Consider the following 20,073-nt stretch of genomic DNA (forward strand, 5'->3'; position numbering starts at 1 on the left):
ATAAAGGTTGATCAGATTGCTGCCGCATGCCTCTTGCGGGTGTCGTAAGAGCGGCTGGCCAGCACAAGCGCCAGATTGCCGAGATGCTGGACGCTTCGGCTTCGGAAGCCGTGGGAGCAAGGATGAAATCGGCCAGCGTCCATCAAGAACATCTGCCGCCCTTCCTCCAGAACCTGCTCTTTTGGGTCAAGCAAGCATGTCCCGGCAGGACTCCTGCCACTGGTGTCCTTGCTTACCTGCATTTCCGTGAACCAGCCATATGTTGGGAGAAGATAAATCCGGATAGTCTTTTTCGTTAAGTGACTGTCAAAATTTACAATCCAATTATTAAAAAATAAATATAAAAAAACAAAACCTATTTCCGATATGTATAGTGGTGACTCCGTTTCAAGCACAGCCCCTGCTTACGCAAGAAACCTAGCACATCAAAGAATAATAATGGGAAGAACGGCATGCACTGCGGTTCACCTTTGGAGGAGAAGACATGTTCAACTTGCGTAATGTGAAAATTCGATTCAAACTCCTGTTTCTAGTCATCACGGCAATCGTATTTTTACTGCTGATCGGAGGCACGGGCTATTATTATCTGGACCTTACCGTGAACAACTCAAAGGTGCTTTATGAGAAGAACCTGATGAAGGTCAAAACGATTAACGAATGAATTCAAATTTTAATACGGCTATGAATGATATACTCGGATTAATGCTGACCGAGGATGTGAAACTGAACGATAACCTCAACAAAGATTATGGCGAAATGAACAAAGTAAATCTGATGCTCCTTGAAGACTATGGAAAGCTGATTGCTGGACAAGAGGAGAAAAAGAACTATGACGAGCTGGTCAAGCAGGTTGACAAGCTGATCAAGGACTCGGACAAAATGGTAGTTCTCGCTACCAACAACCATAACGCTGAAGCTTATAAAATTTATCTGAATGAAATCACCCCTGTTAAAGATTCGATTGAGAAGTCGATTGGGGAGTTAAGCCAAATTACGGCTCAGGACTCGATGAACCGGAATGATGAAAATATCCAGGCTGGCACAACGGCTAAAATGGTGAGCATCGGCCTGCTGGCCCTGGCGGTTCTGCTGCTTGCTGCGATGGCTCTTCTGATCATCAGACTTATTACCCGTCCTCTGGAGGGTTTAGAGAACCTGATGGCGAAGGCCGCAGGCGGAGACTTGACGGTCAAAGGCACTTATTTGTACCGGGATGAGCCGGGCAAGCTCACCCAATCTTTCAACAAGATGGCAGACTCGCTGCGCTCTCTGGTCATAGAAGTGAACGAGAAATCCTCGATGCTTGCGTCCAGCTCTGAAGAGCTGCTGGCTGTTTCCGAACAAACGGCAAGCTCTACGGAGAACATCTCCAGACAAATTCAGGAGATCAGCGAAGGAACGGATTCTCAGGCACGGGGCTCGGCGGAGGTGAGCCGGACCATGCAGGAGATGACCAAAGGCATCAGCCGGATCGCAGAATCTACCGGAGATTTGGTGGAAACGTCCCGCCAATCAGAGAATAACGCAATCACCGGGCATGAGTTTGTAACACAGGCGATGCGGCAGATGGAGCAGATTCATGAGTCTGTTGTTCATCTGGCCGAAGCGGTCGAGGAGCTGAACCGCAAGTCGGAGAACATCGGGGAAATTACGAATACGATCAATGACATTGCGGCACAAACCAGCCTGCTTTCGCTGAATGCGGCCATCGAAGCCGCCCGGGCGGGGGAAGAGGGCCGGGGATTTGCCGTTGTAGCCGCAGAGGTGAGAAAGCTCGCTGAACAAACCGGACAGTCGGCAGGCAACGTATCAGAGCTGATTGGCGAAATTCAAAGGGATACGTCGAGCCTGTACCGCACAATGGAGGACAGCAGGCAATATGCGCAAAGCGGACAGTCGGTGATGAAGGATGTCAGTCATAACTTTGACAACATCCTGCAGAACATTCGTGAGCTGTCGGAGCAGCTTCAGGAGGTATCGGCCGTCACGGAGCAAATGTCGGCAGCTTCTGAAGAGGTGCTTGCTTCCGCCGAAACTTCAGCCGAGATCGCCGACAATGCCAAAGGGCTGTCCCAGAACGTAGCAGCTGCGGCTCAAGAGCAGCTGGGTTCTGTCGAGGAGGTCAGCGGCTCGGCCGGTCATTTGAGCGGGCTGGCTCAAGAGCTGAAGGCTTCAATTGAACGATTTAAGGTGTAAGCGCTGACCGGATGCGGCTGGTTTGTTTTCAGCAACTGGTTGTCGGTAATAACCAGAGTCTGCTCCTTTAAGACGCGGTCCTTCGGGACCGCGTTTTCCTGCTTGGACAATGTATAGGAATCGGAAGGGTCTCCTGGGGAGAAAGGCTGCCGGCAAAGTTGTCTTTTTTGGGTAAGCGAGAAGGTCTCTGGGACTTGAGGCTTAAAATTTTACGCGCCGTTTACAAAACTAGATAAAGAAATTATCAAATTTAGTCGATAGTTAAATTGTCTGCAGTAACATTAGCAAGATAAAAGGGACAGCACCGCTTACGGAGGCGGCTGTTCATGGAGGAGAAGCCATGTTGAATGTACTTAAAAAGCTTAGCTTGCGTCATCTCAAAATCCGCCAGAAGCTGCTGATTCTAAATTTGACGTCGATCGTTTTTTTTGCTGCTGATTGGCGGGACCAGCTATTATTATGTGAACCTTACAGTGAACAACTCCAAAGTGCTGTACGAGGAGAGTTTGATGAAGGTTAAGAAAATCAATGAAATGAAAGCCAATTTCAATGTGGCCATCAATGATATTTTAGGCTTGGTCCTTACGGATGATGAGAATCAGAATCATGATTTGAACAAGAACTATGAAGATATGATGAAAGCCAACCAAACGCTTCTCGAGGAGTATAAAACGCTGATTGATGACAAAGCGGAGCAATCTCAATATGAAAGTTTGGTAGATCAGTTTCAAAGGCTTATCAAAGACTCCGATCAGATGGTGGCGCTTGGCTTATCCAACAAAAACGAGGAAGCCTACCAGACTTACGTCAATCAAATCGTGCCTAATAAAACAGCCGTAGAAAGATCCATTGATGTCTTGACCCAAAATACGGACCAGGATTCCAAGAAACGTTATGATGAGAACGAATCCGCCGGTAAAACGGCTAAAATCGTCAGCCTTGGCTTGCTGGCCCTGGCCGTCCTGCTGCTGTCAACGATTGCTTACCTGCTGGTCCGACTGATTACTCACCCGCTTATAAATCTCCAGAAGATGATGGAGAAAGCTGCAGGCGGAGATTTAACGGTGAAGGGTACATATCTGTATAAGGATGAACCGGGCAGACTTACCTTGTCTTTTAATCAGATGGTGGATTCGCTGCGCTCCCTCGTCATACAGGTGAACGAGAAATCTTCGATGCTGGCCGCAAGCTCCGAGCAGCTGACGGCTGTATCCGAGCAAACCGCCAGCTCGACTGAACATATCTCCAGACAAATTCAGGTGATCAGCGAGGGAACGGATTCGCAGGCGCGTGGATCAGCGGAAGTCAGCCGGACGATGCAGGAGATGGTTAAAGGCATCAGCCGGATTGCCGAGTCCACCGGAGAGCTGGTAGAAACCTCCAAACAATCCGAGCACAACGCAGTCACCGGTCATGAATTTGTGGCCAAAGCCGCCCGGCAGATGGAACAGATTCATCAGTCCGTTGTTCAGCTTGCTCAAGCGGTCGAAGAATTGAACCGGAAATCCGAGAATATCGGAGAAATAACGAATACGATTAATGATATTGCGACGCAAACCAGCCTGCTTTCACTGAATGCGGCTATCGAGGCCGCACGAGCCGGGGAAGAGGGCCGAGGGTTTGCGGTCGTTGCTGCGGAGGTCAAGAAGCTGGCCGAGCAAACAGGACAATCGGCGGGCAACGTTTCAGCGCTGATTGGAGAAATTCAAAACGATACGTCCCAATTGTTCCGCACCATGGAGAGCAGCAAACAATATGCGCAAAGCGGACAAGCCGCGATGGCGGATGTAGGGCATAACTTCGACAACATCCTGCAGAATATCCGGGAGCTTGCCGCCCAGCTTCAGGATGTGTCAGCCGTGACGGAGCAGATGTCGGCCTCTTCGGAAGAGGTGCTTGCTTCGGCCGAAACTTCAGCCGACATTGCCGATAATGCCAAAGAGCTTACGCAGAGCGTAGCTGCAGCCGCGCAGGAGCAGCTGGCTTCTGTCGAGGAAGTCAGCGGTTCTGCGAGCCATTTGAGCGGTCTGGCACAAGAGCTGCAGACTTCGATTGAGCGTTTTAAAGTGTAATTTGGATCTGACGGCTGATTGAGCTGATCGCTTTGGAGCGGCCCTGCGGGGCCGCTTTTTGGGTTCACAAGAAGGTGCTGTCGATTTGGAGCCCCAAGTTCTTGCTGAATGAAAGTCGGCGATCAATATATAATAGAGCTGGTAGATAGAAGCTGCAGAGCAAGTTTAACAGGCTGGCACAGGTTGAAAGGAGTGGGCAGATGACTTTACAGCAGCTGAAATATGTCATTGAAATTGCGACCCGCGGCTCAATGAACGAAGCGGCCAAACGTTTGTTTATTACCCAGCCGAGTTTATCCAATGCGATCAAAGATTTGGAGGAAGAGCTGCGGATTACAATCTTTGAGCGGACGAACAAAGGGATCATTCTCTCTAAAGATGGGGTAGAGTTTCTAAGCTACGCCCGGCAGGTCGTCGAGCAGGCCGAGCTTTTGGAAGGGCGGTATTTGAACGCCAAACCGTCCCCGCAGCATTTTTCGGTGTCGGCTCAGCATTATGCTTTTGCGGTCAACGCTTTTGTGAAGCTGGTTCAGGATCACGGACAAGAAGAATACGAGCTGGCCCTGCGGGAAACGAAAACCTACGAAATTATTGACGATGTCAAAACGCTGCGCAGCGAAATCGGCATTTTATACCTGAATGAATTTAATGCCAAAGTGATCAACAAGCTGCTAAAAGATGCCGGTCTGTTGTTCACGAGCCTGTTTATTGCCCGTCCGCATATCTTCATCAGCGTCAAGAACCCGCTTGCACGCCAGTCGGTCGTTCAGATCGAACAGCTGCAGGACTATCCGTACCTCTCCTTTGACCAGGGGGAATATAATTCCTTTCATTTCTCGGAGGAGATACTGAGTACGTTGTCTCATAACAAAAGTATCCGCGTGAACGACCGGGCTACGCTCTTTAACCTGTTGATTGGATTAAACGGCTACACGATTTCAACCGGCGTGCTCAGCGCCGAATTAAACGGCCGCGATATTATTGCGGTTCCGCTTGCCACGGACGAGACCATTAACGTCGGCTGGATCAGGCATAAAGACGCCGCCTTGTCCAAGCTGGGCCTTGCCTATGTGGAAGCGCTGAAGGAATTTGTTCCTCTATAAAGTAAAGCCAATATAAAGGAAAGCAAGCAAGGCCGGATGCCATTTGACACCTCTGTCTGCGGATGCTAGCATCTTTGTCAGACAAAGGAAACGGAGGGATTACCATGGGGAAAATCGTAGCGGTCCGCCCGCTGGAGGAAGAAATCCGCGGGAGAATTAAAGCAGCCGCTCCCGGCTGGGAGCTGGTGGACAGCAGGGATGCGCAGGAGCTGGAACGTCATTTGCAGGAAGCCGAGGTTCTGATGGGCTGGAAGAGCAGCTATGCAGACCTGCTGCTGCGGGATGGAACCTCCCTAAAGTGGGTGCAGAATTGGGGAGCGGGCGTGGAACATCTGCCACTCAAGCGCTTCAGGGAACTCGGCATTGTCTTGACTAATGCCAGCGGGGTGCATCCTTTTCCGATCTCAGAGCATATTTTTGCCCTGCTCTTATCTCTGACCCGCCGCGTGCATACGGCCATCCGCAATCAGGCGGCCCGTAGGTGGGATTTGCCTGAGGAAGGGATCGGCGAAGCCCATGGCAAAACCATCGGCATTTTAGGGGTTGGAGCGATTGGCTCGGAGACGGCGAGGCTGGCTAAAGCTTTTCATATGACGGTTCTCGGGCTTCGAAATTCAGACAAGCCGGACGAGTGGGTCGACCGGATGTACAAACCGGAACAGCTGAACGAGCTGCTGGCTGAATGTGATTATGTGGTGAACTGCCTCCCGCATACGAGAGAAACGGAGAAGCTGATCGGGAAAGCCCAGTTTGCCGCGATGAAGGCCGGGGCTTTCTATATCAATATCGGCCGCGGGGCGACGACGGATACGGAAGCCCTGGTTGAGGCCCTGCGAAACGCAGCGATTGCCGGGGCCGGGCTGGATGTGTTTGAGGAGGAACCTCTGCCGTCCGATCATCCGCTGTACGAACTGGAGCAGGTTATTATTACGCCTCATAATGCCGGCGCGTCGCCAAGTTATAATGAACGGCTGGTAACCATTTTTATCGATAATTTGAAGCTTTACCTGCAAGGCCAGCCGCCTGGTGTTAATGTGGTTGATCTGGTAAGGCAATATTAGGATTAAAGAATAATGGAAGAGAGGGGAGAACCCCAATAAACTCTCTTCCGGCAGGTAGTGCAGGGTGTTGCAATAAAGGAGGTACGCTTCATGACGCACGTGGGATTAATTAGACATGGCAGCACCTTGTGGAACAAAGCAGGCAGGGTTCAAGGCTTGACGGATAATCCGCTGGATGAGGACGGCAGAAGGGAAGCGAAGCTGCTGGGGCAATGGCTGAGCAGTCAGCAGTGGGATCGGATTTATGCCAGCGATTTGATCCGGGCGCGGGAGACGGCTGAAATTATCGCCGGGGAACTGGGGATTAAGGATATACAGGTTGACCCGCGGCTGCGTGAGATGAATGCCGGACAAATTGAAGGAACAACCGAAGAAGAACGCCGGAGCAAATGGGGGCTGGAATGGAACAAGCTTGAGCTTGGACTGGAGGCGCCCGACCAAGGCATGGAACGAGGTTCTGCGGTGATCACGGAAATTGCCGACAAACACGCGGGTGAACGTATTCTGATTGTGAGCCACGGCGTGCTTTTGCATCACAGTCTCAGAAAGCTTGTTCCCGGGCTGGCGGATAAAATGAACTTGAGCAATACCGCCTTTACGTTGCTTGTACGGGACAACGGGAACTGGGTTTGTTCTTTATATAACGGGACTGAACATTTAGGTCGCAAAAAAACTTCCCTGTGACCGCCAGTCAGATGGCGGGCAGGGAAGTCTGTTATTAAAGAAAAAAGTTTAACCTATCTTGCGGTTCTCAAGCAGATGAAGCTTGTCCCGCATGGCCAGGTGAAAATAAATGCTGTTCATCAGCTCCGGATTATGCAGGCTTTCTGCTTCGCGAATCCGGCGGAGTTTCACTTGGTCCGAACTGCACAGAAATTCAGTCATCCACAAACTCAAATTGGTTTCGGGTTTCATACCAAGTCCTCCTTCAGCTTTTTAAAGTTACTTCATGTTTCTATTATATCCAAAAGATATTAATATATTATTAAATTTCCATAAATAATTGATATTTTTATTTCATGCTGGCGTTTTTCTGACGAATTAGTTATAATAAAAAGTATCGTAAAAGTTACGAAATAATTTCAACAGTAAAGGTGATCACAGTGAAAGAGCAAATTCACCCTAAATTTCAACAGGTGATTTTTTTTGACGCAAGTGCAAACTACAAATTCCTGAGCGCGTCCACGAAATCTTCCAACGAAACTATGGAATGGGAAGACGGCAACACTTATCCGGTAATCCGTGTGGATACGAGCTCCGCTTCTCACCCGTTCTTTACAGGCAGACAACGTAACAATGACGTTGGCGGCCGTGTAGACCGTTTCAACAAGAAATACAACCTGAACAGCAAATAAGTTGTTCATCCGAAGACATCTGCCAAACCGAAAGGGATGGCGGATGTCTTTTTTTTGTATGATTATTGCCTTTTATTTGGTTTAGTAACTAATGGAGGGGCTTGAGCGTTAGGTTTATAAGATAAAGACATAAAGCAGTTTCTACCCCAAGGAGGTTTTATGAGGCGAACAAAATCTGAACTCCATTATCCGGCCAAATGGTATGTGGTTCTGGTGCTGGCATTGGTTACGGCAGTCTGTCTCAAGAATTTATACGATTTCCAGCTAAACTCCGGACGGAGACCTTATTTGTTTATATTCTGGAATATGTTTCTGGCTTGGCTGCCGGTTGGGTTTATGCTGCTTATCGACTGGACGCTGCAGCTTTCTCCCGGCAGATTCAGACGGCTGATGCTGGCGGGATTCGGGCTGCTGTGGCTGGGCTTCTATCCGAACGCGGCTTATCTGGTTACCGATCTGCTGCATGTATTTGTGAATTATCCGGTGGATACATCCAGTCGTTTCTGGCTGGCCGTTCCTTTCTGGGACCATCTGCTGGCTATGCTGCTGACGGCCGTTCTTGGGCTGCTGTTGGGCTCCTTCTCACTGCTGTCGATCCATGAGGAAATCCGCCGCCGGTTTGGTGCTTTGCTCGGATGGCTGTTTGCAGGCCTTATGCTGTGCCTTGGCAGCTTCGGCATTTACATGGGGCGGTTCGTACGCTGGAACACCTGGGATTTATGGGAGAACCCGAGGATGATCCGCCGGGATTTATTGGATCTGGTGAACGATGCCGGACAGCGTTCGTTTGCAGCTGATTTTTGCCTGAAGATGTTTATGTTGACGGCCGGCTTCTATATCATTTTATATTTTATCGGCTCTATGCAGGCGGTACGGCGAGAATAGGCCGGTTCAAAAGCCTGCCAGGTGGCAATTTTTGAAACAGATATGTTATATTTTGATCAGATCGTACCCGCAACAACTAATACAAGCAGAGGATGGAGTTTACATGATCAAACATATCGTTTTGTTTAAATTGAAGGATCGTTCCCCTGAAAGCGTGGAGAAGACGTATGCCGTCCTGAACGGAATGAAGGGAAAGGTCGAGCAGCTGGTCGATCTTCACATCGGCAAAAATGTGGTGGATACCCCGCGTTCCTATGATCTCTCGTTAGAAGCAACGTTCCGCTCGCTTGAAGACCTTCAAGGCTACCAGGTCCATCCGGAGCATAAAAAGGTCATCGAGCATATCAGCGAAGTCCGTGAGTCGCAGTCGGTGGTCGACTACGAATTTTGATCGGCGGCTGGCAGAAGCCGCTTTCTGAATGAGGGGGAACGTTCATGTATTATGTCAACCGCGAGCAAATTGATTTGAGGCTGAAGGTGCTGCCTGAGATTATCCAGGTGCTTGGCAGCTCGGAACAAACGTCCGGCGAGGATTTGCTCCATCGTTATGCGAAAGAACGGGCTCTGCATCTGGCGCTTGAGGTCGTTACCGATGTGGGCAGCTATTTAATTGACGGCTTTATTATGCGCGATGCCAGCAGTTATGAAGACATCATCGACATCATTCATGATGAGAAGGTGATCGGGGATGAGCTTGTTGCCGTATTAAAGGAACTTGTCCGTCTCCGCAAGCCTTTGGTCCAGGAATATTACGGCCCGCTCACGGAACGGCGGATCGGTACATCTCAGCTCACCACCGCACTAGAGCAGTTTGCAGTAAAGGTCCAGGCTTATCTGGACCATGAGCTGGCCCTTTAAAAATATATTTCTCCGCTTTGTGACCGGTCAAGCCCATGCTGCTTATAATGAACTAAACAATAGGCATTCGCCCGGAAACGGATTGGGCGCGGCCGCAAAGGAGAGATGAATCATGGGCAAAGCAGGCAAAGGTTTTCTTTGGGGAACGGTGGTTGGGGCGGTGGCCGGATCGGTAACGGCGCTTCTGTTTGCGCCAAAACCTGGCAAGGAGCTGCGCCAGGACATCGCGGAAACCGCACGGACTGCGGCGGAGAAAACCCACGCGGCAGCCGAAAGAGTCGGCGAGCACAGCGCAGAGTTATATTCCCGCATCAAAACGGCTGCCGGGCATCTCGTACAGGACGTACAATCCCGGTTAAGCCAAGAGAAAGAGCTTGAGGAGGAGGTTCTTGTTTCCTCTTTTGAAGAAGAATCGGATTTCTCCGAAGACGAATTCTTTGATGAAACGGATGAAGCCTCCTTGGAGGAAGAATTGAATGAAGAGCAGGCCGCTGAAGCTGCGGAGAAATAAAGGATGAACGTTCATCCGCAGGGCCTCCGGCAGGAGGCCTTTTTGGTACGCCCGGCGTTTCATTTATAAAGGGATTGGGTGAAGCGGCATCGGTTAACCATCAGGTACGCTTTAATTTGTCTATGCATAAAGTAACGGAGAGTCTTTCAAACCTACGATAAAGGAAGCGGTATGTTCGTGCATCAAGCTATCGCAATATTGGATTCAGGAGTGGGCGGATTAACGGTTGTCAAAGAAGTGATGCGCCAGCTGCCCCGGGAAAAAATCATTTATTTTGGAGATACGGCGAGAGCTCCTTACGGTCCACGTACTCCCGAACAGGTCCGCTTGTTTACAGAGCAGATTGTAGATTTTCTGATTCAATTTAATCCTAAAATGGTGGTGATCGCCTGCAATACGGCGACTGCGGCGGCGCTTGACTTCATTTCGGAGAAGCTGACGATTCCGGTGATCGGCGTCATTCATCCGGGGGCCCGGGCAGCCATCAGCGCAACCAAAACGGGGCGTGTTGGAGTGATCGGGACCATCGGCACGATTCAAAGCGGGGCTTACACTGTTGCGCTCAAGGAGCTTTCGCCCTATATCGAGGTCGTCAGCGAAGCTTGCCCGGAGCTGGTGCCGCTGGTCGAGCAGGGAGAGTTTGAAACCGAGCACACCAGAGAGATCGTACGCAGCTCCTTAGCCGGAATCAAGCAGTATGACATGGATTGCCTGATTTTGGGCTGTACGCATTATCCCTTCCTCCGCAAGGCTATCAGGGAAGTGATGGGGCCTGGAGTGAAGCTGATCAGCTCGGCGGACGAGACCGCCAGGGAAATCAGCACCGTGCTGTATCAGAAAGGCCAGCTGGCCCGCGGAGCGGAGGCCCCTGTTCATCAATTTTTCTGCAGCGGGGATGAGAGGATATTCAGGCAGATTGCGAAAGAATGGCTGGGTGAAGAAATCCAGCTGACCCCGATTGTCTGGCATGTCGGACGAATGGCGGAAGATGTGGGATAAAGGGAGCATTTGAAGTTTCAATATTTGGACGCAGTTCGAACGATGGGAACCATGGCTGCTTTCTGCTGCTGCTTCTAGCAGCAGAAAGTCCCATTGGGATCAGAAGAATGGGCGCGTTCTTGCTGAACAAGAAGATAAACCGCAGCCGCAGCGTTTGTGGAAGCGTTTACTTTACGGGGCATATCGGACAACAAGGTGATCATACAGTTTACCAAACAGGTGGAGGTGTTCTTGATATGATGCCGTGTCACGGGGACAACCCGGAACGTATTGTCCATATTGAAGACCGGAAATTCAGATATGCCGACTTTTGCCAGCAGTGCGGCAAGCTGCAAAGCCGATATTCGGTGCTGAAGTTTGCTTCCATTGGCCAAAGCGTGCTTGGCAAGCCGATTTGGTGCGTCCGTATCGGCAAAGGCTCGCGGCAAGTTCATGTGAATGCGGCGGTACACGCTAATGAATGGATTACCGCTGCACTGCTGCTGCGATTTCTCGAGGATTATGCAGCCGCGCTGGAGGATGAAGATCCGAAATCAGGCCAGACCACTACTCGCAGACAGGCCGAGGCCTGGTACAGCGATTACACCTTATGGGCGGTGCCGATGGTTAATCCGGATGGCGTAGACCTGTCGCAAAACGGGGCGGACCACTGCGGTCCCTACAGGAGCAGACTGCTGGAATGGAATGGCCAGTCCCCGGATTTTACCCGCTGGAAAGCGAATATACGCGGAGTCGACCTGAACGACCAGTTCCCGGCCTTCTGGGAAGTGGAGCGCGAACGAAGGGGCATAGGCGGACCTTCTCCCCAGGATTACAGCGGGCCCGCTCCGCTGAGCGAACCGGAAGCTTCCGCATTGGCGGTTCTGACCCGGGGGGTCCCTTTTGAGCATGTCGTGTCCCTGCACAGCCAAGGCAAAGAAATTTATTGGAATTACAGGGATCTCGAGCCGGCTGAAGCCGAAAGCATGGCGGCACGCCTGGCGGCAGCCGGACGGTATCGGGCCGTGAAGCTGGAGGGGAGCGATGCAGGGTATAAAGACTGGTTTATTCAGGAGTTTCGGCGTCCGGGCTTTACGGTAGAGGTAGGGGAAGGCGTTAACCCGCTGCCGCCTGAGGATTTTGAGGAGATTTACCTGGACGTTCACGCCATCCTGGCGGAAGCCTTGTCGCTTTAACTTTTCGAATAACCGGAAATGGGGTATCCTTACTGCAAAGGAGGGATAACCATGAAGTGGAGAAAAATCTGGTCGATCCGGCGGTGGGTCCATGTGTTCAAACGACTGCCGGGTCTGCTTTTTTCATCCCGGGTGCCTTGGTCGGACAAGCTTCTGCTGCTCGTTCCCGCGGCTCTCTATTGGGTGCTGCCCGATGTGCTTCCTTTTATACCGATAGACGATATGGCCGTAACTTTACTGCTGATGAACTGGTTTGTGGACCGGGTCGAGCGGCGGAATCCGAGCCTTCGTTAAATTCGGGGGAATTCGGCTTCCGTGCGCATTTATCCCGGGTTATACCGCTTCGGATGCCCTGAGGGAGAAAGGTTGTCCTTGCGCAGTACGGCCGGATTCTTTACAATAGGAATGTTAATTCAGTTTTAGATAGCGGATTTCAAACAAGACAGGAGCGAATGCAATGAGTGTCAAAATTACCCGCAATGCGGCCAAAGTGATAAAGAGAGAACTCGATAAAGAAGAGAACAAAGACAAAGGACTTGCGCTTAAAGTATTCGTCACCCATGCTCATGGCGACCACGCGCATTACGGCCTGGATCTGGTTAAACCGTCCGAATCAGACCAAGTGATATCCACGGATAAAGAAATTGACGTTCTGATTGATCTTAGCGATCCTTTCTTGAACGGCGTGAAGATTGACTACCTTTATTTCCCTGAAGAAGGTTTTGTCATCACCAACCCGTCTCAAGGCAACCACGGCGATCACTGATCGGCGGGGAGCGGAGAAGAATCATGGCTAACGACATTCGCGTATGCGATAAATGCAAGTTTACCCGGATCAAATCGATTGTGCCCAAGCTGCAGAAGATGGCCCCAGATGCCGAAATCAAGGTCGGGTGCAAATCCTATTGCGGCCCATGCGGCAAGCGCGCCTTTGTTTATATTAACGGACGTTATGTCAGTGCTCCTACTGAAGAAGAAGTGCTGGCCAAGGTTGAACCGTTTATCAAAAAAACTGTGCAATCGTCCTGACGTACTTTTGAGCATAAATATCAAAGCACCCCTTAAGGAAATCTTAAGGAGTGCTTTTTTCTTGTTCCAATTGGCGGATCAGATCGTAAGTAATCACCTCATCGGAGATCTGCAGCCGTTTCTGAGCTTCTTCGCTGCCGGCCCTGCACGATCCGATAGCCACTTTCTCCCCGCTTTCTTCGCTGTAACAGGATCCGTTCTCGAACAGGCCGTCCGGAGAAGGAATGTAATGGACACGTCCGTCGGTGAAAGCTCCTGTGCGCAGGACAACCAGGTGGTTCGGATTGCCGTCAAACATATTGTTGCCCATCATATATTTGTCGGCTGTGGAGATGCCGAGCAGGTGCAGCAGGGAAGGTGCCAAATCGAGCTGACCTTCGGCTTCCGCATAAGTGCCGGCTAGCTTGTCGTCAGGCAGATGGATAAACAGCGGCACCTGGTTCATGATTTTGTGCATGTCCAGCTCGTTCAGGCTGCGGCCGAGGAATTTCTCGTAATCGGCCTGATCGGCAACAGAATTATCATGATCGCCGTAAATGCAGAGAATGGTATTGTCCCACAGCCCTTCGGCTTTCATCTGGTCAATCAGTTCGCCGATCGCTTCATCTACATAATGAACGGCCTCCAGATAGTCGCCGAAGATTGTCCCCTTAAAGGAGCCGACATCCAGCGTCTGTACCTTCTCCGGCAGGGTATAAGGGTGATGGCTTGTCAACGTAATCATAAAGGCGTAAAAAGGCTGTTGTTCTTCAGACAGCATCCCAAGCGACTGCTTGAAAAACGACTTATCCCCCAGCGACCAGCCGAGCGGCTCGTCCATCTGATAGTCTTTTTTGCTGAAGAAACGATCATATCCCATCGAATTGTACATCGTCAGCCGGTTCCAGAAGCTGCTGTCATAAGCATGGAACGCAAAGGCGTGATAGCCGTCTTCTTCCTTCAAAATTTGCGGCATGACGTCGAACTTGTGATCGGCGAACCGGGTGGCTACTGAACCGCTTGGAAGCGGATGTAGGGAGCCGTTCGATGCAAAATCCGCATCCGAGGTCCGCCCTTGGCCTGTCTGATGATAATAATTCGAGAAATAGAGGCTCGTCTGCTGGAGTTTGTTCAGGTTTGGCGTTACTTCCTGGCCGCCGATCTGCTTCCCGATCATAAAGTTCATCAGCGCTTCGGTCTGAATCACGATCACGTTGCTGCCCTTGTATGCCCCGAAAGTGGCATTCCTAACGTCGCGGCTCTGGCCCGCTGCTGCAAACCACTGCTTCATCTCTTCTTTCTCCTGGGCAGTCAGCGGATCTCCGCCGATATGATCCTTGGCAAACCGGTAGATGTCGTAGAAATGGAAACCCAGCAGACCTGTAACGTTATACAGGGACATGCTCCAGTAGTTTCCTGTAAAAAGTCCGGCGGCCCAGGTGCTCGTATAGGACTTGATCGGCCCGAGCGTAAGCGCGAGGCCCAGTATAAAGGCGGCCAGCCCGCTTGAAAGCCGGAGCAGCGTTTCTTTAAGCCCTTTTCCTTTAAGTCCTTTGTGCCCGCGATTGCTGCCGGCGCTGCCATTAGCGCTGTAAGAGTGGACAGAAGAAAGGGAAGGGGAGGGGGAAGCCATTTTCCAAGGAGCCGCTTGAACCCGATAAGAAGCTCGGCGGCGGCGCCGAAGGATTTTGTAAATGGGGAACAAGACAATCAGGGCGATCCAGTCGGCTGCAAACCGGAGGTCAGAGCTATGCAGCAGCGATTTGATGCTGTCGCCGAGTTCTCCAACCTGCCCTGCCTGCAGCAGTACGGGAACCGTAATAAAGTCCTGGAAATAACGGTAATAAACCAGATCTGAATAAATAAGAGCGGTAAGCAGCAGATCCAGAACCAGCAGGGCGATGATTTCGGCGCGGACAGAAAGCCAGAGCGTCCAGAACGAGACCAGCATCAGAGAGCCCATCGCGATGACGAAATCCGTCTTGTTCATATCAATATAACGAGCATGCAGATGGGTATGCAGATACCAAAGCTTCAGCACCATGACGATGAGGAACAGCAGATAAACCCCGTATTTCCGGATCAGGGAAGGCAGCCTATCCGGAGGCGAGTCTTTGATAAACAAGGCCTTCATGAGCAGACAGCTCCTTTCCCAGGACAAACGGCCCTACATTTAAGAACAAATAACCCCACAGCTGTGGGGCAGAGGTTTGGGGGCAGCTTTGCGGCCGCAGCAGGAAGGCAGCCCGTCCGGATTCCCTTTGCAGCGGCCAGCGGCCGCATTTAGCTGTTTAATCCCGGTTTCTCGGGGGAAGTGGGCCCAGGTATTGATAATACTGGCATTCGATTCGCCCATTGAAGAGCTTGCGGCGTTTGTCCGCCGGACGGCCGAAATCTTTTTCAAAGGTTGGAGTCGGACTGATCGCAAAAAAAAGACCAGGTCGGCATTTCCGCAGACAGCCGTCCCAACTGGGAAATCAGCCTGCGGATTTCTTTCTCATCGCCAATCCGCTCCCCGTAAGGAGGGTTGGCGATCAGGCAGCCGTATTCGCCGGTTTTGGTCATGCGTGCGGCAGGCTGCACATGGAATTTGATTTCTTTGGCGAATCCGGCGGCTTTGGCTGCCGCCCGGGCGATTTCAATCGCTTCCGCATCTATATCGCTGCCGGTTATTTCAAGCGGAATAGAATCGTCTACCGCGTCAAAGGCTTCTTCCCGCGCCTGCTCCCACAGCTCCTCCGGAATGACCGGCCAATTCTCCGAATTGAAGGAGCGGCGCAGACCTGGCGCCACGTTCCAGCCGATCATGGCCGCTTCGATCGGCAGCGTGCCCGAACCGCAGCATGGATCATAGAACGGACGTGATGGGTTCCAGCGGCTGAGCTGGATCAAAGCGGCAGCAAGCGTCTCCTTGAGCGGGGCTTCGGTAGCGTGCTTCCGGTAACCCCGCTTGTGCAGGCCGGCACCTGTCGTGTCCAGCGTCAGGGTCGCCACGTCATTCAGCAGAATGACTTCAATGACATAACGGGGGCCGTTCTCCGGGAACCATTCCGTATGATAGGTGCCTTTCAGCTTCTCGACAATCGCTTTCTTGACGATGCCCTGAGAAGCGGGAACGCTGCTGAGCTGCGATTTGTGCGAACGTCCCTCCACTGGAAATTCGCCGTTCGCCGGAATAAAGTCCTGCCATTCAATCGCTTTGGTGCCTTCAAACAGCTCATCGAAGGTGCGGGCCTCGAATTCGCCCATCTTGATCAGCACGCGGTCCGAGGTGCGCAGCCATAAATTGCAGCGGCAAATATCAATCAACTCGCCGGGGAACGTGACCCGGCCGTTTTCAACTTTTACATCGGTGTAGCCCAGTTCTTTCAATTCGCGGGCAACGACTGCCTCCAGACCCATCGGGGCGGTGGCGATTAACTCCAGTTTGGATGCCATGAATGTTCTCAACTCCGTTTATACTTGTAGGGATCGTCCAAAAACCATACAATCTAGTATATGGGAATGTGACTGAAGATACAAACCGAATTTGACGGGATTTATAAGGAGGATACGGTGATTACGCCTGAACAATACAGCGAAGAGCTTTACAAGGAAGACGAGGCGCTGCTAAACGTCAAACGTACGCTTGCCGAAGCAGGCATACAGGATGTATCGGTGGCCGCAGGCTATGGCCGCCTGCTGACGATGCTGGTCCGCATGTCCGGGGCCAAGTCGGTGCTGGAGATCGGCGCCCTTGGCGGATACAGCGGTATCTGCCTGGCCCGCGGATTTGCCGGTGAAGAAGGGCGGGTAGTGTCCCTGGAGATCAGCGATGTAAATGCCGGGCTGGCGCGCCGGAATATGGAGGCGGCCGGTTTCGGAGGCGTCGCCGAATATATGATCGGCGAAGCGCTGGACAGCATCGAAGTGCTGGAGCAGCGCGGCGACCGGTTCGATTTGTTTTTTATTGACGCGGACAAAGGCAATTACCTGAATTATTTAGAGAAAGCTATCGCGCTTGCCAATCCCGGTGCCATCATCGTCGGGGACAACACGCTGCTTCGCGGACGCACTCTGAATCTGGACAAGAACGGCCCGTCCGTACAGATTATGCGGCAGTTCAATGAGCAGATCGCTTCCGATCCGCGTCTGCTGAGCACCTTTCTGCCGGCGTATGACGGACTGGCTCTGGCGATCGTCAAGTAGGCTCGCTTACAACTTAAAAGATCCGCCTTTGCAGGAGGTTTCCTCGGCTAAGGCGGATCTTTTTTTGGGGATCTTCGAATGACCGGTTTGAAAAAACGTTTTGAATGATCTTATCGGAACGAGGTTTGCTTGCGCTTGTCCTTGTCCTTGTGAGCGTACAATTTCATCCATACCCAAACGGTATTCAGCAGCAGCAGAATGCCGGAAATGACGAACAGCCCTTCGATTCCGATATAGCCGGACAGAAATCCGCCGATCAGCGCGCCCAGCATATTGCCGAGTGCAAGCGTACTGCTGTTGAAGCCGAAGGCCCGGCTTTCCATGCCGTCAGGGGTGTACATGCGGATCAAGGCGTTTACGCTTGGCAGCAAGCCGCCCATACAGACGCCCATGAGGAAGCGGACGGCGGCCAGCTGCCACACCGAACCGACGAAAGCCTGCGGGATCAGCGTGATCGAGGCGCCGATCAAAGCGAGCGTCAAAATTTTATGCGTGCCGACCTTGTCGGAAAATTTGCCGAGAATCGGCGAAGAGATCATGTTGGACAAACCGGTTACCGCGCTGACGAAACCCGCCCAGAAGGGCAGGTTAAGCGAAGAGCCGTGCAGCTTCTCTACATACAAAGGCAAAATCGACATCGGGCTGATCATCGCAAACTGCAGCAGGAACGTGACGGCGAACAAGGCAGGGAGCTGCGGCGTTTTGCCGAGTTCCCGGAAACCGGCCAGCACGGATACTTCATCCCGTTTCGCGGCTTCCTGCCGGTCGAATTTCTCGCGGACGAGGAAGAGGGCGAGCATCGAAGCGGCGAACAGCAGAGCCCCTGTTATGTAAAAGATCGGGCGGAAGCCGACATAATTGGCCATAATCCCGCCGAGCAGCGGGCCCAGAATCGTGCCGGCCACAGTGCCGGACTGAATGATGCCCATAGCGAAGCCGATGTTTTTCTTCGGCGTTGTGCTGGATATCAGGGATACGGCGGCCGGATTGAAGCCGGAAATCGTGCCGTTCAGCATCCTTAGCGCCAGCAGCTGCCAAGGGGCGGTCGCAAAGCCCATCAGCGTAATGACGACAGCCATGCCGAATCCGGAGCGGAGCAGCATAATTTTTCGGCCGTATTTATCAGCAAGTTTGCCCCACAGCGGCTGGAACATAAACGAAGTGGCGAAGTTGGCGGCAAAGATGAGCCCTGCCCACAGGCCAAGGGCTTTTTCGCCTTCGACATGAAGATTTTGCGCTAAATAAAGAGACAGGAATGGCGTGATCATGGTCATCCCGGCATTGACTAGAAAAGCTCCAACCCAAAGCACCATAAGATTGATTTTCCAGGTTTTCAAAGGGTTTCACTTCCTTTCTGTACGTCGATTCAGACAGCCATTCAAACCAGCCGGTCCATGCAATTTTTTTAGTATAACATATTTTATATACCCTGGTTGCACCGGAAGGTTCGGAGTTTTGTCAAGGCTTGGCGGGTTGTGATGGTTGTTACTTACTTTTGAAAAGGGCATAATGTACTTTAGGGATTCTTTTAAGATGGAGGCTTTCTTTCATGACCTATAATGACCGGTTTATACGCGCCTGCTTCAAGCAGGACGTGGATCAGCTGCCCGTGTGGTACATGCGTCAGGCAGGCAGATATGATCCGGAATACCGTAAAATCAAGGAAAAATACAGTTTGCTTGAAATTTGCAAGCAGCCTGAGCTGGCCGCAGAGGTCACGATGATGCCTGTCCGTAAATTGGGTGTGGACGCGGCTATTTTATATTCAGATATCATGAACCCGGTTGCTTCGATCGGCATTGATTTTGATATTGTCAAAAATGTCGGTCCCGTCATCGATAATCCGATCCGCACGGCGGCGGACATAGACCGGCTGAAGCCGATTGATGTCGAAGGCGATTTGGCTCATATTTTGAATACAATTGAAATGCTGAACCGGGAGCTGGAGGTTCCGCTGATTACCTTCGCGGGCGCTCCATTCACCATTGCCAGCTATTTGATCGAAGGGCGGCCTACCAAAAGTTATATCCGCACCAAAAGCCTGATGTACGGCGAACCGGAGCTTTGGCACCGTCTGATGGATAAACTGGGCGATATGGTCATCGCTTATTTGCGGGCCCATGTTGCCCATGGCGGCCAGGCTTTCCAGCTGTTCGACAGTTGGGTCGGCGCACTTGCACCTAAAGACTTTGAGCAGTTTGTGCTGCCGACGGTCACCCGTATTTTTGCCGAACTTCAGGATTTGAATGTGCCAAAAATATATTTTCCAGGCGTCAGCTCGGGCGAGCTGCTGCCGACGCTTGCCGGACTGCAGGCCGATGTCATCGGTTTGGACTGGCGTGTCTCCCTTGCTGAAGGGCGCAGAAGATTAGGCGGCAAACACGCTGTACAGGGCAACCTGGACCCTTATTTGTTAACGGCTCCCATGGAGGTTATCAAGCGCCATGCGGCTGCGATTATTGATGAGGGCATTCAGGAGCCGGGTTATGTGTTTAACCTCGGGCATGGCCTGTTCCCTGAAGCTTCCCTGGAGAAGCTGCAAGAATTAACCGAATTCGTTCATGAATACTCCGCAGGGGCGATCAGCCGGCGCGGGTCTCTACGAACAGCAAATAAACTAGACCAACAACATCCAACTTCATTATAAAAGTCAAAGGTGGTT

At 51.6% G+C, this 20,073-nt stretch carries 22 protein-coding genes and 1 pseudogene; 18 read left to right on the top strand and 5 right to left on the bottom strand.

Translation table 11 applies throughout. The features are described from left to right. Positions 1–11: 11 nt before the first annotated feature. Positions 12–194, bottom strand: a complete 183-nt coding sequence (locus tag AWM70_RS23390) for a hypothetical protein (protein WP_068694414.1) — start codon at positions 192–194, stop codon at positions 12–14. Positions 195–484: 290 nt separating this feature from the next. Between AWM70_RS23390 and AWM70_RS24045 the strand changes: the two genes are divergently transcribed. From AWM70_RS24045 to AWM70_RS03815, 6 genes are all read left to right on the top strand, one after another. Next, positions 485–661, top strand: a complete 177-nt coding sequence (locus tag AWM70_RS24045) for an MCP four helix bundle domain-containing protein (protein WP_083180117.1) — start codon at positions 485–487, stop codon at positions 659–661. Beyond that, on the top strand, positions 658–2,196 hold the full coding sequence (locus AWM70_RS24050; RefSeq protein ID WP_083180118.1) for a methyl-accepting chemotaxis protein: 1,539 nt from the start codon (positions 658–660) through the stop codon (positions 2,194–2,196). The genes AWM70_RS24045 and AWM70_RS24050 overlap by 4 nt, the downstream gene beginning before the upstream one ends. Positions 2,197–2,624: 428 nt before the next feature. Beyond that, positions 2,625–4,268 carry a methyl-accepting chemotaxis protein gene (locus AWM70_RS03800; protein WP_083180119.1) on the top strand — a complete coding sequence of 548 codons (1,644 nt, stop codon included), beginning with the start codon at positions 2,625–2,627 and terminating at the stop codon, positions 4,266–4,268. 200 nt (positions 4,269–4,468) lie between these two features. After that, positions 4,469–5,371 carry a LysR family transcriptional regulator gene (locus tag AWM70_RS03805; RefSeq protein ID WP_068694415.1) on the top strand — a complete coding sequence of 301 codons (903 nt, stop codon included), beginning with the start codon at positions 4,469–4,471 and terminating at the stop codon, positions 5,369–5,371. 104 nt (positions 5,372–5,475) lie between these two features. Next, positions 5,476–6,432 (top strand): D-2-hydroxyacid dehydrogenase, encoded by a 957-nt coding sequence (locus tag AWM70_RS03810; protein WP_068694416.1) that lies wholly within the window; start codon positions 5,476–5,478, stop codon positions 6,430–6,432. Positions 6,433–6,522: 90 nt separating this feature from the next. Next, the gene (locus tag AWM70_RS03815; protein WP_068694417.1) at positions 6,523–7,116 is read left to right on the top strand and encodes a histidine phosphatase family protein; all 594 of its coding nucleotides are present in this window, start codon (positions 6,523–6,525) and stop codon (positions 7,114–7,116) included. Between the two features lie 48 nt (positions 7,117–7,164). Here the strand turns inward: AWM70_RS03815 and AWM70_RS03820 are convergent, their stop codons facing one another. Beyond that, a complete protein-coding gene (locus tag AWM70_RS03820; protein WP_068694418.1) occupies positions 7,165–7,347 on the bottom strand; it encodes a hypothetical protein in 183 nt (60 codons plus the stop codon). 188 nt (positions 7,348–7,535) lie between these two features. Between AWM70_RS03820 and AWM70_RS03825 the strand changes: the two genes are divergently transcribed. The 10 genes from AWM70_RS03825 (at position 7,536) to AWM70_RS03870 (ending at position 13,244) form a co-directional block, all read left to right on the top strand. After that, complete coding sequence (locus tag AWM70_RS03825; protein WP_068694419.1) at positions 7,536–7,787, top strand: type B 50S ribosomal protein L31; 252 nt, start codon at positions 7,536–7,538, stop codon at positions 7,785–7,787. A 159-nt stretch (positions 7,788–7,946) separates the two neighbouring features. Further along, complete coding sequence (locus AWM70_RS03830) at positions 7,947–8,672, top strand: DUF1361 domain-containing protein (RefSeq protein ID WP_068694420.1); 726 nt, start codon at positions 7,947–7,949, stop codon at positions 8,670–8,672. Between the two features lie 103 nt (positions 8,673–8,775). Further along, positions 8,776–9,063: a Dabb family protein gene (locus AWM70_RS03835; RefSeq protein WP_068694421.1), complete on the top strand. Its 288-nt coding sequence runs from the start codon at positions 8,776–8,778 to the stop codon at positions 9,061–9,063. A 44-nt stretch (positions 9,064–9,107) separates the two neighbouring features. Beyond that, positions 9,108–9,530 carry a DUF86 domain-containing protein gene (locus AWM70_RS03840; protein ID WP_068694422.1) on the top strand — a complete coding sequence of 141 codons (423 nt, stop codon included), beginning with the start codon at positions 9,108–9,110 and terminating at the stop codon, positions 9,528–9,530. Positions 9,531–9,642: 112 nt separating this feature from the next. Further along, positions 9,643–10,041 carry a YtxH domain-containing protein gene (locus AWM70_RS03845; protein ID WP_068694423.1) on the top strand — a complete coding sequence of 133 codons (399 nt, stop codon included), beginning with the start codon at positions 9,643–9,645 and terminating at the stop codon, positions 10,039–10,041. 171 nt (positions 10,042–10,212) lie between these two features. Then, complete coding sequence (gene racE, locus AWM70_RS03850; protein ID WP_206093417.1) at positions 10,213–11,040, top strand: glutamate racemase; 828 nt, start codon at positions 10,213–10,215, stop codon at positions 11,038–11,040. A gap of 236 nt (positions 11,041–11,276) precedes the next feature. Then, positions 11,277–12,215: a M14 family metallopeptidase gene (locus AWM70_RS03855; protein ID WP_237167823.1), complete on the top strand. Its 939-nt coding sequence runs from the start codon at positions 11,277–11,279 to the stop codon at positions 12,213–12,215. Positions 12,216–12,266: 51 nt separating this feature from the next. After that, complete coding sequence (locus AWM70_RS03860) at positions 12,267–12,509, top strand: YkvA family protein (RefSeq protein ID WP_068694424.1); 243 nt, start codon at positions 12,267–12,269, stop codon at positions 12,507–12,509. Between the two features lie 163 nt (positions 12,510–12,672). Continuing rightward, on the top strand, positions 12,673–12,981 hold the full coding sequence (locus tag AWM70_RS03865; RefSeq protein WP_068694425.1) for a HesB/IscA family protein: 309 nt from the start codon (positions 12,673–12,675) through the stop codon (positions 12,979–12,981). A 23-nt stretch (positions 12,982–13,004) separates the two neighbouring features. Continuing rightward, positions 13,005–13,244 (top strand): YuzB family protein, encoded by a 240-nt coding sequence (locus tag AWM70_RS03870; RefSeq protein WP_068694426.1) that lies wholly within the window; start codon positions 13,005–13,007, stop codon positions 13,242–13,244. A 43-nt stretch (positions 13,245–13,287) separates the two neighbouring features. Here the strand turns inward: AWM70_RS03870 and AWM70_RS03875 are convergent, their stop codons facing one another. Next, a complete protein-coding gene (locus AWM70_RS03875) occupies positions 13,288–15,357 on the bottom strand; it encodes an LTA synthase family protein (protein WP_068694427.1) in 2,070 nt (689 codons plus the stop codon). 157 nt (positions 15,358–15,514) lie between these two features. Next, positions 15,515–16,661 (bottom strand): annotated as a pseudogene (locus tag AWM70_RS03880) (THUMP domain-containing class I SAM-dependent RNA methyltransferase). Between the two features lie 117 nt (positions 16,662–16,778). Between AWM70_RS03880 and AWM70_RS03885 the strand changes: the two are divergent. Then, positions 16,779–17,411, top strand: a complete 633-nt coding sequence (locus AWM70_RS03885; RefSeq protein WP_083180121.1) for an O-methyltransferase — start codon at positions 16,779–16,781, stop codon at positions 17,409–17,411. A 110-nt stretch (positions 17,412–17,521) separates the two neighbouring features. Here the strand turns inward: AWM70_RS03885 and AWM70_RS03890 are convergent, their stop codons facing one another. Then, positions 17,522–18,724, bottom strand: a complete 1,203-nt coding sequence (locus tag AWM70_RS03890; RefSeq protein ID WP_068700347.1) for an MFS transporter — start codon at positions 18,722–18,724, stop codon at positions 17,522–17,524. A 236-nt stretch (positions 18,725–18,960) separates the two neighbouring features. Between AWM70_RS03890 and hemE the strand changes: the two genes are divergently transcribed. Then, complete coding sequence (hemE, locus tag AWM70_RS03895; protein WP_068694429.1) at positions 18,961–20,058, top strand: uroporphyrinogen decarboxylase; 1,098 nt, start codon at positions 18,961–18,963, stop codon at positions 20,056–20,058. Positions 20,059–20,073 lie beyond the last annotated feature (15 nt).

The organism is Paenibacillus yonginensis, assembly GCF_001685395.1.
Taxonomy (GTDB): domain Bacteria; phylum Bacillota; class Bacilli; order Paenibacillales; family Paenibacillaceae; genus Fontibacillus; species Fontibacillus yonginensis.